Origin of the sequence: Paenibacillus sp. FSL R7-0198 (assembly GCF_038000415.1) — a bacterium.
In the GTDB taxonomy this organism is placed as follows: domain Bacteria; phylum Bacillota; class Bacilli; order Paenibacillales; family Paenibacillaceae; genus Paenibacillus.
In genome coordinates, this window is record NZ_JBBOCB010000001.1 from 4,900,858 (window position 1) to 4,914,984 (window position 14,127).

At 48.1% G+C, this 14,127-nt stretch carries 12 protein-coding genes; 8 read left to right on the forward strand and 4 right to left on the reverse strand.

Features of this window, described 5'->3' with window-relative positions; translation table 11 throughout:
- Window positions 1-74: 74 nt before the first annotated feature.
- The 3 genes from MKY87_RS21240 (at window position 75) to mglC (ending at window position 3,751) form a co-directional block, all read left to right on the forward strand.
- The gene (locus MKY87_RS21240) at window positions 75-1,136 is read left to right on the forward strand and encodes a galactose ABC transporter substrate-binding protein (RefSeq protein ID WP_340966067.1); all 1,062 of its coding nucleotides are present in this window, start codon (window positions 75-77) and stop codon (window positions 1,134-1,136) included.
- Between the two features lie 74 nt (window positions 1,137-1,210).
- Complete coding sequence (locus MKY87_RS21245; protein ID WP_340966069.1) at window positions 1,211-2,716, forward strand: sugar ABC transporter ATP-binding protein; 1,506 nt, start codon at window positions 1,211-1,213, stop codon at window positions 2,714-2,716.
- Between the two features lie 15 nt (window positions 2,717-2,731).
- Window positions 2,732-3,751: a galactose/methyl galactoside ABC transporter permease MglC gene (gene mglC / locus MKY87_RS21250; protein ID WP_017690326.1), complete on the forward strand. Its 1,020-nt coding sequence runs from the start codon at window positions 2,732-2,734 to the stop codon at window positions 3,749-3,751.
- 241 nt (window positions 3,752-3,992) lie between these two features.
- On the opposite strand, the gene MKY87_RS21255 is transcribed toward mglC, so the two are convergent.
- Window positions 3,993-4,328, reverse strand: a complete 336-nt coding sequence (locus MKY87_RS21255; protein WP_338591518.1) for a hypothetical protein — start codon at window positions 4,326-4,328, stop codon at window positions 3,993-3,995.
- Between the two features lie 257 nt (window positions 4,329-4,585).
- Here MKY87_RS21255 and MKY87_RS21260 point away from each other — a divergent pair, with 257 nt between their 5' ends.
- Window positions 4,586-6,157, forward strand: coding sequence for an ATP-binding protein (locus MKY87_RS21260; RefSeq protein WP_340966071.1), 1,572 nt, complete (start codon window positions 4,586-4,588; stop codon window positions 6,155-6,157).
- A 358-nt stretch (window positions 6,158-6,515) separates the two neighbouring features.
- Here the strand turns inward: MKY87_RS21260 and MKY87_RS21265 are convergent, their stop codons facing one another.
- The 3 genes from MKY87_RS21265 to MKY87_RS21275 all read right to left on the reverse strand — a co-directional run bounded on the left by MKY87_RS21265 (window position 6,516) and on the right by MKY87_RS21275 (window position 10,628).
- Complete coding sequence (locus MKY87_RS21265) at window positions 6,516-8,348, reverse strand: ABC transporter ATP-binding protein (RefSeq protein ID WP_340966073.1); 1,833 nt, start codon at window positions 8,346-8,348, stop codon at window positions 6,516-6,518.
- The gene (locus MKY87_RS21270) at window positions 8,341-10,125 is read right to left on the reverse strand and encodes an ABC transporter ATP-binding protein (RefSeq protein WP_340966074.1); all 1,785 of its coding nucleotides are present in this window, start codon (window positions 10,123-10,125) and stop codon (window positions 8,341-8,343) included. Before MKY87_RS21270 ends, MKY87_RS21265 begins: the two co-directional genes overlap by 8 nt.
- Window positions 10,126-10,193: 68 nt before the next feature.
- On the reverse strand, window positions 10,194-10,628 hold the full coding sequence (locus MKY87_RS21275) for a MarR family winged helix-turn-helix transcriptional regulator (RefSeq protein WP_017690321.1): 435 nt from the start codon (window positions 10,626-10,628) through the stop codon (window positions 10,194-10,196).
- Between the two features lie 240 nt (window positions 10,629-10,868).
- Here MKY87_RS21275 and MKY87_RS21280 point away from each other — a divergent pair, with 240 nt between their 5' ends.
- The 4 genes from MKY87_RS21280 (at window position 10,869) to MKY87_RS21295 (ending at window position 14,080) form a co-directional block, all read left to right on the forward strand.
- Complete coding sequence (locus MKY87_RS21280; protein WP_340966076.1) at window positions 10,869-11,807, forward strand: NUDIX hydrolase; 939 nt, start codon at window positions 10,869-10,871, stop codon at window positions 11,805-11,807.
- Between the two features lie 95 nt (window positions 11,808-11,902).
- Complete coding sequence (locus MKY87_RS21285) at window positions 11,903-12,388, forward strand: NADAR family protein (protein ID WP_340966079.1); 486 nt, start codon at window positions 11,903-11,905, stop codon at window positions 12,386-12,388.
- 112 nt (window positions 12,389-12,500) lie between these two features.
- Entirely contained in the window at window positions 12,501-13,373 is an 873-nt protein-coding gene (locus tag MKY87_RS21290) for a TIGR02452 family protein (RefSeq protein ID WP_340967514.1), read from the forward strand.
- Between the two features lie 284 nt (window positions 13,374-13,657).
- Entirely contained in the window at window positions 13,658-14,080 is a 423-nt protein-coding gene (locus MKY87_RS21295; RefSeq protein ID WP_340966081.1) for a macro domain-containing protein, read from the forward strand.
- Window positions 14,081-14,127 lie beyond the last annotated feature (47 nt).

Consider the following 14,127-nt stretch of genomic DNA (forward strand, 5'->3'; position numbering starts at 1 on the left):
TCGAATTTAATGTAAACCCTTTCATAATAAAGACATCGGTAAAGCCGAATGAACTTGGGGGAGGTCATTAGGATATGAAGAAAACATGGATGACACTGTTAATTACGGCATGTATGGTTGTGGCGGCGGGTTGTAGCGGTGGCGGAGACAGTGCAGGTGGAAGTACGGGAACGGATCCAGGAGGCCAGACAGCAGCCGGTACGGAAACGCCCAAGATTGGTGTTGCCATCTACAAATTCGATGATACATTCATGACGGGTGTACGTAATGCGATGACCGCAGCAGCGGAAGGCATTGCGACCCTGGATATCGTAGATAGCCAGAATGCACAGCCGACCCAGAATGAGAAAGTCGATCTGTTTGTATCCAAGAAATATAATGCAATGGCTGTGAATCCGGTAGACCGCACGGCGGCAGGTGTCATCATTGACAAGGCCAAGGCAGCGAACATTCCAGTGGTATTCCTCAACCGTGAGCCAGTGGCGGAAGATATGAACAAGTGGGATAAAGTGTACTACGTAGGAGCAAAAGCGGAGGAGTCCGGTACGATCTCCGGACAGTTGATTGTAGATTACTGGAAAGCACATCCGGAAGCGGACAAAAACGGCGATGGCAAACTGCAATACGTCATGTTGAAAGGGGAACCGGGTCACCAGGATGCAGAACTTCGGACCAAATATTCAGTTCAGGCGATCCAGGATGCCGGTATCGAAGTGGAAGCACTGGCGGAAGACACGGCAATGTGGGACCGCGTGAAGGGGCAGGAGAAAATGCAGGCGTTCCTGGCTTCCCATGGCGACAAGATTGAAGCTGTTCTCGCAAACAATGATGACATGGCCTTGGGGGCCATTGAGGCATTGAAAGCAGCCGGATACTTCAAAGATGGCAAATCCATGCCGGTTGTAGGTGTGGATGCAACAGCTCCAGCCATTCAGGCTCTACAGGATGGCACGATGCTGGGCACGGTGCTTAATGATGCCAAGAATCAGGGTGCAGCCACGGTGGCACTGGCTTCCGTACTTGCCAAAGGTGAGACACCAACGAAGGAAAATACCAAATACGACATTACAGATGGTAAATACGTCTGGATTGCATACAAAAAGATTACAAAAGACAACATTGCCGACGCCCAATAACAGCACGAGACAGGGACGTCCGACATTCGGGTAGCGTCCCTTTTTTGCCGGTCATATGAAAGGGAGGAACCAAGATGGAGTCACCTTACCTGCTGGAGATGAATGGAGTTTCGAAAGCATTTCCGGGCGTGCAGGCACTAAGTCAGGTCACATTGAAAGTGAAGCCGGGGACGGTTCACGCCTTGATGGGAGAGAATGGAGCGGGGAAATCCACACTTATGAAATGTCTATTCGGCATGTATCACCCGGATGAAGGAACGATACGCATCGAAGGAAAGGATGTGGATATTCCGAATTCCAAAGCGGCACTTCAGCAAGGGATATCCATGATTCATCAGGAGCTGAATCCGGTCCCGCATCGTCCGGTGATGGAGAATATATGGCTGGGTCGTTTTCCGATGAGGGGAATACTGGTGGACGAGAAACGGATGTATACCGATACGCTGGCCCTGTTCAAGGACTTGAACCTGGATATTGATCCGAAGGCTCTGGCCGGAACACTGTCTGTCTCCAAGATTCAATCCATGGAAATTGCCAAGGCGGTCTCTTTTCAATCCAAAGTCATCGTCATGGATGAGCCAACTTCTTCCCTGACAGGCAAGGAAGTGGATCAGCTCTTTGCCATTATTAATGAACTGCGCAGTCGCGGCGTATCCATTATCTATATTTCACACAAGATGGAGGAGATCCTGACGATCTCGGATGAAGTGACCATCATGCGTGATGGCTTTGTTGTCGGGACATGGGATGCTGCTGATCTAACGACAGATCTGATCATTACGCGTATGGTTGGCCGTGATCTGGACGAACGTTTCCCGGAACGGACGAACGTACCCGGTGAGGTGATATTAAAAGCCGAGGGTCTGACATCAAACCAGTCCAAATCGTTTTGTGATGTATCCTTTGAGCTGCGAAAAGGTGAAGTGCTCGGCATTGGCGGCTTGGTTGGAGCACAGCGGACAGAACTGATTGAGTCCTTGTTTGGACTGCGCGGACTCGCTTCAGGTACCATTTCGATTCATGGGCGCAAGGTGAAAATTAACTCCCCCGCAGCAGCGAAGCGTCATAACATTGCGTTGCTCACGGAAGAACGAAGGGTTACAGGGATATTCCCCGTGTTGTCGGTGTATGAGAACACGATCATTGCCAGTCTGGGGCGCTATCGAAATCGTGTGGGCTTGCTGGACGAGAAGAAGGGCCGGGAAGAGGCACGGGAACAGACGCAGAAGTTCAGAACCAAAACGCCTTCAGTTAACACGCTGATTCGAAACCTCTCTGGCGGTAATCAACAGAAGGTTCTGCTGGCCCGCTGGTTGCTGACCGACCCGGAGATTCTGCTGCTGGATGAACCGACACGTGGAATCGATGTAGGGGCCAAGTTCGAGATTTACACCATTATTACGGAACTGGCTCGTCAGGGCAAAAGCATTATCATGATTAGCTCTGAGATGCCCGAACTGCTGGGGATGTCGGATCGCATAATGGTGATGAGCGAAGGGCGTCTCACCGGAATCGTGGACGGAGCAGATGCAACAGAGCAGGATATTATGAGGCTGGCCGCTCAGCAGCGGATGGCTTAGTCAGGAGGGAAACAGATGAACACACAGATGATCAATCAAGTGAAACAATATGTAACACAACGCGCCATCTTTATCGTACTGATTCTGCTCATCATTGGTATAGCTATTGCCGATCCGAATTTTCTTGCCTTCTCCACACTGCGGGACATCTTACAGCAGTCCTCCACACGGGCCATTATTGCGCTTGGTGCAGCCTTTATTCTTGTCACGGGCGGGGTCGATCTGTCCGCTGGACGGGTGGTTGGTCTGACGGCGGTTGTATCAGCATCGATGCTGCAAATTGACGAGTATGCCAACCGCTTCTTCCCCGATCTGCCCCACTTATGGGTGGGTCTGCCGATCCTTGTCGGGATTACCGCGGGTCTGTTTGTGGGATTGGTAAATGGGCTCATTGTCGCCAAATTACATGTGCCTCCTTTTATCGCAACGCTGGGTACGATGGTTGCCGTGTACGGACTGAACTCCATTTATTTTGATACGGAACCCAACCAGTCACAGCCGATCGGAGGATTGAGACCCGATTTTACCGTTATTGGCTCTGGATACATTGATCTAGGCGGGGGTTATTCCATCCCGTATATTGTCCTGATTGCGATTGCGGTGGCATTAATCTGCTGGGTGATCTTTAACAAAACACGTCTCGGCAAAAACATGTATGCGATCGGTGGCAACATTCAGGCAGCGCATGTATCCGGGATTCATGTGGCACGCAACCTGGTTGCCCTGTATGCCATTGCGGGTGCATTGTATGGCCTGGGTGGTGTGCTTGAGGCAGCACGAACAGGTGGAGCAACAAACAATTACGGTAATATGTATGAACTGGATGCGATTGCCGCATGTGTAGTAGGCGGCGTATCAACGGCGGGAGGTATTGGAACGGTACCTGGAGTTATGGCGGGTGTGCTGATCTTTGGGGTCATTAACTATGGTCTGACGTTTATCGGTGTAAGTCCATACTGGCAGTTGATTATCAAAGGATTGATCATTGTTGCTGCGGTAGCTTTTGATATCCGTAAGTATATGGCGAAGAAATAAGATCAACGTGAAAGGTTACACCGTTGTACTCCGAGTGCAGTACCATCTTCCGATCGCCCTTATCCCCTGATTTTCTTGATTCCCTATATTAATAGGGGAAAATCCGGTGATAAATGCGAACGCTATCGCTTCTTCAGATTGGTTCTGCACTCTACGTTATGGTGTGAAAATTCCAATCATCTTATATGGAAAAAGCAGCAAAGAAGCCAGCCCTCGGGATATAGAGAGCTGGCTTTAAGCGTTATGCATTTACAAACCAATCTACAACAGTAATTATAGGGCCAATAATACAAAATACCAGCATAAATGCGGCCACATTACGGGCAACACTTGTGCCAAAATGCGCACGATATTTTTTGGCGATCAAGAAGGTCGGAATCCAGAAGAGGGCTGCTACTACAAAAGGAATGTGAAGTCCTTGAGTTCCGTTGCTATAGATAGGCATGTTTATTAAGTTGAACAGGTAATGGCTGATCATAAAATTTGCTTTGCCCCATGGAAAGTTAAAGGCGAGACCCATCAATAGTACGAGTAGAGAAAGCGTTCCAAGGCCCAGTGGTTTTCGTTGTGTTGTCATGTGATGTCCTCCATAACTAAGAATTTATCCTAAATTAATCCATTAATGTATTGTACCACAATAATGATATGCGAAGAGGAATTGTTTCACTTTTGTTGATTACAATTACATCATATGTCCTATTGCCTTCATAATTTATACATTCGTGCGAATTTGACGAGCCTCCACTAATCGACAACATCAGCTAATCATAATCGATATAATACATGTACATAAGTTGTTTGATGTGAGTTTTATGTCAAAGGGGGCGAGGCTGTTTGCTTAGTTACACGATGAAAATGGTGATATTCCCGCTAGGTTGTCTGCTTGTCATTCTGTCCTCTTATGTTCTCAGGCTTACCCCTCATATGGCAATAATGTCGCTTTCAGCGACATTATTGGTAGCAAGTATTTATGGGGAGAGACGATATCCTGTGCTGCGGAAGTTTCAGTGGATTTTTCTCGGGATATTCCATTATTACAGTCAACTGAACTGGTGTAATATGCTGTATTATATGCTCATTATTTCAATGATCCAGGACAAACCACGGTTGGCGCAGACCTTGCCGATTTCATTGCTGCTTATGCTGCAATATACGGTGATTCGGCTTTCTTATGTGCCTGTAGATACATATGCTTTGCTGGTTTCATTATTTGACCTGTTAACCTCGGTTGTTATCATTTTTTTGTATCATACCTTAATCAACAGTGAGGTCGAGAAGCGCAGGCTTCGGGAAAAAAATCGGTTCCTGACCCTTCATGATCCGCTTACGGGACTGTTGAATTACGAAGGTTACATGGAGGTGCTGCATAAGACAGTAGAAGAGCGTCGGTCTTTTCTGCTTATTCTTTTGAACGTTAATAACTTTAGCGGTTTTAAAAAAGATTCAGAAGATCCTTGGTGTACGGTAATCACAGGTACAGGCGAGATGATCAGCAATCATTTCACCGAGGCCTATGGCGTATCCCGGTATGCAGGAGACCGATTTGCGGTCGTTTTGCCGGAGATACAGGATGTGGAAGAACGAATGTCGTCACTGCTATCCGTGCAGCTTCAAGGACTCCAGGTAAGCTACAGCATCTCTCTGTACCCAGAAATGTCAGATTCGTTGCAGCACTTTATGACGGTAGCCGAGGATAGGCTGCTTCAACAACAGCGCAGCAAATGGCTGAAAAATGAAGAAGAAGTATTTCGTTCTGAAAGACTAAGGGCTGTAGGTGAACTGGCCGCGGGTATGGCCCACGAAATTCGGAACCCGCTTACCGCAATTCGGGGATTCCTGCAGCTGTCACGTGGACAAGCGTTTAATATCGCGCCATGGTATGAAGTGATCATGGGTGAGGTGACGAGAGTAACCGATCTGACGGCTGAATTTTTGCAGTTTTCCAAACCACATGCCAATCACATGAAGCCGGAACAATTGGGGCACTGCCTTGAACGAGTAATGTCTTTGACCGAGTCAGATGCGGCATCCCGAGGGCATCGAATAACGCTTGAAATGACTAATGAGCCAGTTGTGATCATCATGGATCGAGATAAAATTGTGCAGGTATTGATCAATCTGATTCGTAATGCTTTTGAAGCAATGACAGACCCTGGTGAGGTTCATATGGATTTGTTGCAGGACGGAGACGCAGTACTCATTTCAATTACAGATACAGGAAGCGGCATTCCGGAAAATTCGCTATCTACAATCTTTAATCCCTTTTATACAACCAAAGAAGAAGGTACGGGACTGGGACTTGCACTCTGCCAGAAAATCGTTCAGGATCACAATGGTAAAATTACCGTCCATAGCGAAATGGGGGTCGGTTCCACCTTCACGCTTCATCTGCCTATGGAGACGTAACGTGTATTACAGACCCAGGGACAGCAACAACATAGTCATTAAATAAAATCATAAAAACGCCGCATGGGTCCTGATGAACCCCATGCGGCGTTTAGTATTTTGATTAAACGAATGTGCAGAAGCCACATCGGTTCAGATCAGACTACATTGGGTTGAACTAATCATTTACACGTAACGGAGAGGACAGAAAAAAACTGAAAAAGCGGAGCTAAAAGCTTTCTGAAAGAAAGCTACTTCGGAAGCATACATCTCGCCTTTATCCCCGGATTTTCCCCTTGTGAAAAGGGAATCGATAAAATCTGGGGATAACAGCGATTGGAAGGTTATTCTGTCATCGTAGTGTCTGTGTAAACAATCATTAGTTCGACTTATTGAGCTGTCCCTGATGTAACTGATAGTAGAATCCTTGTTGCTGCATCAACTCGTCATGGCTGCCACGTTCCGCGATCTGTCCATCATCAATGACGAGAATCTGATCGGCTTCACGAATTGTGCTCAGTCTGTGGGCGATGACAAAGCTGGTGCGGTCTTTCATTAAAGTGCGCATCGCTTCCTGGATCTTCATCTCTGTACGCGTATCAATGCTGCTCGTTGCTTCATCCAGAATAAGAATGGCCGGATCAGCCAGAATTGCCCGGGCAATGGTCAGCAGTTGTCGTTGTCCCTGACTCAGGTTGCTTCCCCCGGAAATGATGGGGGTATCGTAACCCTGTGGCAGTTTGCGGATGAACGAATGTGCATTCGCCAGCTCAGCCGCTTGCCTGATCTGTTCTTCCGTTGCGTCGGGCTTGCCGTAGGCGAGATTGTCGCGAATGGTACCCGAGAACAGGTAGGCATCCTGAAGTACAATGCCGAGTTGCCGACGAAGTTGATCCTTCTCCAGTTCCGAGATGTCACATCCATCAATGGTAATCCTTCCGCCTGTAATCTCGTAGAAACGGGGCAACAGGTTGATAATGGTCGTTTTGCCTGCGCCGGTGGGTCCAACAAGTGCAATCATCTCACCAGGTTTTGCAGTAAAACTAACCTTCTTCAGAATGTCTCGCTCCGCACTGTACCCGAAGGAGACGTCTTCAAATACCACTTTGCCTTGAATCTGATCCAGTTGTTTCTTCTGTTCTTCCACGTATTCACCAGGCGTATCCATGATGTGGAATACACGTTCAGCACCTGCAATTGCAGCCTGAATCAAATTATACTGATTGGCTAGATCGTTGAGTGGCCGCTCAATCTGGCGGGAGTAAGCGAGAAAGCTGACGATCAGTCCGATGGATGTTAGATCATGATAAGCCATCCATCCACCTACAGAAGCCAGTATGGCAAACCCGATATTGTTCATCACGTTCATTGTAGGTCCAACCAGACCCGAAACGGTCTGGGCTTGTGTGCTGGATGTGCGAAGTTTCTCGTTCAGATTTTCAAAATGTTGATGTGCCTGATCCTGACGATTATAAGCAGCTACGACTTTTTGTCCAGCAATAGTTTCCTGAGCATACCCATTAAGCTCACCAAGCAATTTCTGTTGAGCGGTGAAGTGTTTGCGTGTTCTTGACGCGATCAGGCGAGTGGCGATGGTAATCAAGGGTACAGTCACTAGACTGAGCAGGGTAAGCCGAACATCCAGTGCAAACATGATCGACAAGGAGCCAACGAGCAAAATGGCGCTGGACATCAGTTGGGTTACACTTTGATTCAGCGTTGTAGATACGTTATCGATATCATTGGTGGCCCGGCTCATCAGGTCCCCGCTTTGATTTTTATCAAAAAAGCTGACAGGCAGCTCTTGCAGTCGGGAGAACAACGCATGACGCAGATCTTTAACGGTCAGTTGGGACACACCAATCATGACATAGGATTGAGCCCACATCAGGAGCGAACCAAAGACATAAACACTCAGCAAGAGGAGACATTCCTTCAGTAAACCCGCTGTTACTTTGGGAACGATATGTTCGTTAACGGCGCGGCCGAGAAGATAAGGCCCTGCCAGATTGAGCAGTGTGCCGAGAGCGGTTAGAACCAATGCAGCAATGACTCCTTTGCGATGACGTCCCATGTACGACCATACCCGAATCAGAGCATGGCGAGCATTTTTGGCTCGGACTTTGGGAACAGGTCCTCTTCCCGCTGGTCCGGGTCTTCCGATCGGAGGCACGACGGTTTGTTGAATGGAGGAAGATGCAGGTTTAGCCAAATTGAACATCCTCCTTCCGTTGCTGCGAATAATAGATCGCTTGGTAGTGTGATGAATGAGCCATAAGGTCATCATGTGTGCCCCTGGCAACGATCTGTCCTTCATCAATGACATATATACAGTCTGCATCCTTCACGGAAGAGATCCGCTGTGCAATCAAAAAGGTCGTGCTGTCTTTCATCAAGGATTGCAAAGCCTTCTGAATACTCGCTTCCGTGCGCAGATCCACAGCACTGGTGCTATCATCCAGAATGAGCACTTCCGGTTGCATGAGCAGGGCGCGTGCAATGGATATACGCTGTTTCTGCCCACCGGACAGATTGACGCCGCGTTGCCCCAGTTCCGTGTCATACCCGTCTTTCAGTTTCATAATAAAATCATCCGCTGCCGCAGCTTGTGCCGCAGCACGCAATTCAGCATCCGTTGCACCGGGCCGGCCGAAGCAAATGTTATCCCGGATGCTGCCGCTGAAGAGGATGGATTCCTGTAGCACAATGGATACACGGCTGCGAAGATCCTGAAGATCCCAGTTGCGAACGTTCACTCCATTCACGAGCACTTCACCCTGCGAAGCATCGTATAGACGGGGAATCAGCTGCACGAGCGAGGTTTTGCCTGAACCTGTTGAACCGATCAGAGCCACTTTCTCACCCGGGCGAGCCTTCAGGTTAATGCCGGTGAGTGCATGATCTCCGTCATAACGGAAAGATACGTCTCTGAACTCCACTTGACCGTCTGTGCGTGAGGAAAGGGAAGACGTTTGGTATTGGGATTGATCATGGGTAGTCGGGGGTGACTGCACATTCCCGGAGTTGTCGGTTCCCGATTGAATATCCGGCTGTGTATGTAACACCTCGTTGATCCGTGCAGCAGATACCTTGGCGCGGGAGAAACTCATCATCATCATGCCGATGGACGTGAGGGACGAGAGTACAACCGTGACATAGTTGATAAAAGCAATCAGATCTCCAGCAGCAATATAGCCTCCGACTACCTGGAAACCTCCGAACCACAGCACCGCTACAATGGTAGCGTTCAGCATCAGGCTGAGCACGGGTGCATTCAGCGTTACAATACGCCAGGCTTTGACGGCGGTTGTAGTGTAATCTTCGTTGGATTGCTTGAAGCGCTTTTTCTCCAGACGTGCACGTGCAAACGCCTTGACGACACGAATGCCGGCAAGATTCTCCTGAAGCACAGCGTTGACCTGATCAAGCTTGCTCTGCACACTGGCGAACAGCGGATAGGATGCTTTTATCAGAATAAATAAAATAATAAACAGTACGGGTACAGTCGCAATAAGAATCAAAGCCAGCTTCACACTGATTGTAAACGCCATGATGATACTACCGATGATCAGCATCGGCGAACGGATAAACATCCGCAGCAGCATCTGTACAAAGGTCTGCATCTGCGTAATGTCACTGGTCAGACGAGTGATCAGAGATCCTTCCTGAAATGTATCCAGATTACGGAAAGAGAAGGTCTGAATATGGTCAAACAGTTCCTGGCGCAGATCTGTGCCGTATCCAACGGCAGCTTTGCTTGAATAGAGTGTACAGCCTGCGCCGCCAACCCAGCCGATTAACGCAACAAGTAACATGATCAGACCTGTAGTTATGATATGGGAAAGGTTGCCTGCAAGCACACCATCATCCACGATGCTGGACATCAGTTTGGGCTGGAGCAGGTCCATGGTTACCTCAAGTACCATGAGCAGCGGGGCGATGATTGCTGCCGACTTATACGGGGTCAAGAATCGTTTTAACGTCCACAATAGGGAATCACCTCAATGTTCATTGCATAAGTATTTTCTTTTAAACGATGTCGCGAGTCTGCATCAACTCAGGATTCACGCAGGTTTTGGAGCATACGCTGTGCAAGTGCAGACATGATCCGGGATTCTTCTGGTGTAAAATCTTTCTGGGCCTGCTGTTCCAACTCCTGAATCACTTCTCTCAATTCTTGTAGCGCAGAGCGCCCCTGATCCGTCAGATAGACCCGCAGACTGCGCAGATCCTTCGGGTCTGCTTCGCGTCTCACATAACCTGATGACTCCATGCGCTTGAGCATGACAGTTACCGTTGCGGGACTGCGCTGAAGTTGTTCGGCCAGATTTTTCTGGGATTGGCCATCTTCCCGTTCAAGCTGGAACAACAAAGGGGGCTGCCCCGGGTATAACTCGGGGTGGTTCACAAGTTTCTCATGAACCTTGTAACGTTTCAGTTTCACGAGTTCGGACAGCTGTCCCATTAACCGATCGTTTTGGACTGGGTTCATATCATCTACTCCATTTCTACCTTCATTCCATCTTCTCGATACTGAATACCAGACTTTTTGAATACGCACATTTAGTTAGTCGACTAACTAAATCTTAAGTTTGATTTGACACATCGTCAAGTGAATACAGATCATTTATTTTGGACTGGAAATATTGACCTGAGATAAAATGATGTGATAAATTGATATTATCTAATTGTTAATAACATAATGTTAATAACAGAATGGAGTTCGTTTATTATGACTTATGAAGGTTCCTCTGGAGGAAAAGCTCCCGATTACCGGGAGCATCAGGATCAGGCACATATCAGTGAACAACAGTTTCTCGAAACGTATAATGCTGGTGATTACGAACGTCCTTCCGTCACTGTGGACATGTTGGTCTTTACGATCCGCAGTGAGGCACAGGAGAACTATCGCAAGCTTGCGGAACCCGAACTCCAGTTACTGCTGATCCGGAGGGGCGGTCATCCCTATCTGGGACAGTGGGCATTACCGGGCGGATTTGTCTCCATGCAGGAATCATTGGAAGATGCTGCTCGGCGGGAATTGCTGACGGAGACGGGGCTGGATGATATTTATCTGGAGCAACTGTACACCTGGGGAGATGTGGAGCGAGATCCGCGTACGCGAGTGATCAGCTGTTCCTATATGGCGCTGGTTGATAGCAGCGAGTTGGAGCTTCGGGCTGGCGATGATGCCAGTGAGGCCAATTGGTTTCGGGTGGAGCAGCGACTTCTGGAAGAGAAACGCCATATCCATGAGCGTGGACGTGTGACAGAACGCAGGCTGCAGTTGATATTGACCAATGGAACGGAAGAGTTGTCGGCAATTGTTGAGACGAAAGAAACGATAGAAGGAAAAGTGCGGAACCATCGTTTGACGTTGGGTGAGGTACAGGGGATTGCATTTGATCATGCCAAAATCATTCATTATGCGCTTGAGCGTCTGCGATCCAAGATCGAGTACACGGATATTGCATTTAATCTGATGCCGGAGACATTTACGCTGACTGCACTTCAGAAAGTACATGAGATCATCAGTGGCAAAAAACTTCTGGCTGCCGCTTTCCGGCGCAAAATCGCCGATTGGGTCATTGAGACGGGAGAGTATGCGAGCAGTGCCGGTCATCGACCATCCCGCTTGTACAGATTGAATCCAGAGAGGCAGACACCGTAGAAACGAAACGGTAAGAATCAATGAACTCGGACGAAGTGATTCAAGCCAAGGCGGGATCGCTACATACATGAGGAGCAAGTAAGGAGGGGATATGGATGGAAAAGTTTACGTTTTTCTGGCGGACTGCATCTCCGTTCTCACAGTGGCACCCGGCGGATTTTACCGTGAATGGGATTCACTACACGAGTGCGGAGCAATACATGATGTACCAGAAAGCGCTGCTGTTTGGGGATCAGACCATTGCAGACAAGATTCTGAAGGCAAGCTCTGCTTCGGTACAAAAAAAGCTGGGCAGACAGGTTGCAGGCTTCGACCAGACTTTATGGGAAGCTGAGTGCCAGCGCATTGTCTACGAAGGAAATTTGGCCAAATTTACACAAAACGAAGAACTGCTAACCGTGCTGCGTGCCACTCGTGGAACGATCCTTGTGGAAGCAAGTCCGGATGATCGCATCTGGGGTGTGGGACTGGCAGAGGAAGACCCGCGTATTCGTAATCGAAGAACATGGCGGGGAACCAACTGGCTGGGTGAGATTCTGACCCGTCTAAGAGAAGATATAGGAAGTGATTCAGATGAGTGATCAACAACAGGATAAGAACAACAGCAGCAATAACAAAAATAGCAACGGGCGTTATAGCCACGACAGTAAACTCGGTAGATCAACTGGTAATGGTGGCTCCAATTCACGTTCCATGCGGGCTAATATCGCACAGCAGACGTTGGCTATTTTGGATGAAGGGCAGTACGTAAATGGGTATGATCGCAAGGTTGAGATAGGTACCGATGTGCAGCAAGCCATCCGAAATTCGGCGTTATACCGTCCAGCAGAATTGTCTGCGCTCAGAGAAAAGCTTCGTACAGAAGCTTACGTTGGAATTCAACCCACGGCCCCATCATCTGAAGTTGAGGCTGCACCGGGTCGCATTGAAGTTACTGGCGAGACTACACTTGGAGCGGCTTCACGTTTGACGGTAGCTGAAGGAAGAGAAGATGTGGTCTGTTTGAACTTTGCATCGGCGAAAAATCCTGGCGGCGGTTTCCTTGGCGGAAGTCAGGCACAGGAAGAGAGTCTGGCCCGAGCGACAGGACTATACCCGTGCATCGCCCAAATGGATGAAATGTACGATTACAATCGCAAACAGCGATCGGGTTTCTATTCGAATTATATGATCTATTCACCGGATGTTCCGGTGATTCGTGATGATGAAGACAGGCTGCTGGACAAATATTATGTATCATCCTTCATCACTGCGCCAGCGGTGAATGCGGGTGTGGTGAAAGAGCGTGGAGAAGCGGATGATCTACAGATTGAGTCCGTGATGAAGGAACGTATCCGTTATATTCTGGACGTGGCTGTTACGAATGGTCATCGGACGATTGTTCTCGGTGCATATGGTTGTGGAGTATTTCGTAATGAACCGGCAGTGGTGGCGAAGTATTTTCATGATGTGTTAGTGGGAGAGGGATTTAAGGACTCCTTTGAACGAATTGTATTTGCTGTATATGATCGATCAGCAGGTCAGAGAACTTTAAAGGCATTTCAACGTTTTTTGGCAGAGGCCTAATAAAAGTAGGGGATCTACATAGTTTGAACTAATCATTTGCACGATAACGGAGAGGACAGAAAAAACCTGAAAAAGCAAAGCGTTCGCCTAAAAGCTTTCTGAAAGAAAGCTGCATCGAAAGCATACGCTATCCCCGGATTTTCCCTTCATAGAAAAAGGAATCAAAAAAATCTGGGGATAACAGCGATTGGAAGGTTATTCTGTCATCGTAGTGTCAGTGTAAATAATCTTTAGTTCAACTTATATAGATTAAATGAGAGCGCGTGATAAAGGAGAGGAAAGCGATGCAGTTCCATGAGAGACAACAGGATCTATTTGAACTGGGGGATGAGTACACGCTTGCACACTGCATATCAGCTGATGCAAGGATGGGCAAGGGCATTGCGGTACAGTTTCGCGAGCGATTCGGTTTGGAAAATCTTCAAGAACAGGCCAAACAAGAGCCACTTGAGATTGGACGATGTTATCCGGTAGGACGGACGCTGAATCTGGTCACCAAGGCCAAGTTCTCCAATAAGCTGACGTACCAATCGTTGACTAATGCGGTAGAATCCATGCGGGACGTATGTGTGATGGAAGGTATTACGAAACTGGCTATGCCCCGAATAGGATGTGGGCTGGACAGGCTGAAATGGGAGAAGGTCAGTCAGATTATCCAGAAAACTTTTGCCGATACGGATGTTGAGATCATTATCTGTACACTATGAGCGCACTTGGTGGAAGAGGATGGAATGCAGCTTGTTGGCAGATCCAA

Bases quoted from the DNA above. Each gene is read 5' to 3' on its own strand.
- MKY87_RS21290 (WP_340967514.1), top strand. From the start codon at position 12,501: ATGCGGGCTAATATCGCACAGCAGACGTTGGCTATTTTGGATGAAGGG.
- MKY87_RS21240 (WP_340966067.1), top strand. From the start codon at position 75: ATGAAGAAAACATGGATGACACTGTTAATTACGGCATGTATGGTTGTG.
- MKY87_RS21295 (WP_340966081.1), top strand. From the start codon at position 13,658: ATGCAGTTCCATGAGAGACAACAGGATCTATTTGAACTGGGGGATGAG.
- MKY87_RS21285 (WP_340966079.1), top strand. From the start codon at position 11,903: ATGGAAAAGTTTACGTTTTTCTGGCGGACTGCATCTCCGTTCTCACAG.
- MKY87_RS21275 (WP_017690321.1), bottom strand. From the start codon at position 10,628: ATGAACCCAGTCCAAAACGATCGGTTAATGGGACAGCTGTCCGAACTC.
- MKY87_RS21245 (WP_340966069.1), top strand. From the start codon at position 1,211: ATGGAGTCACCTTACCTGCTGGAGATGAATGGAGTTTCGAAAGCATTT.
- mglC (WP_017690326.1), top strand. From the start codon at position 2,732: ATGAACACACAGATGATCAATCAAGTGAAACAATATGTAACACAACGC.
- MKY87_RS21255 (WP_338591518.1), bottom strand. From the start codon at position 4,328: ATGACAACACAACGAAAACCACTGGGCCTTGGAACGCTTTCTCTACTC.
- MKY87_RS21280 (WP_340966076.1), top strand. From the start codon at position 10,869: ATGACTTATGAAGGTTCCTCTGGAGGAAAAGCTCCCGATTACCGGGAG.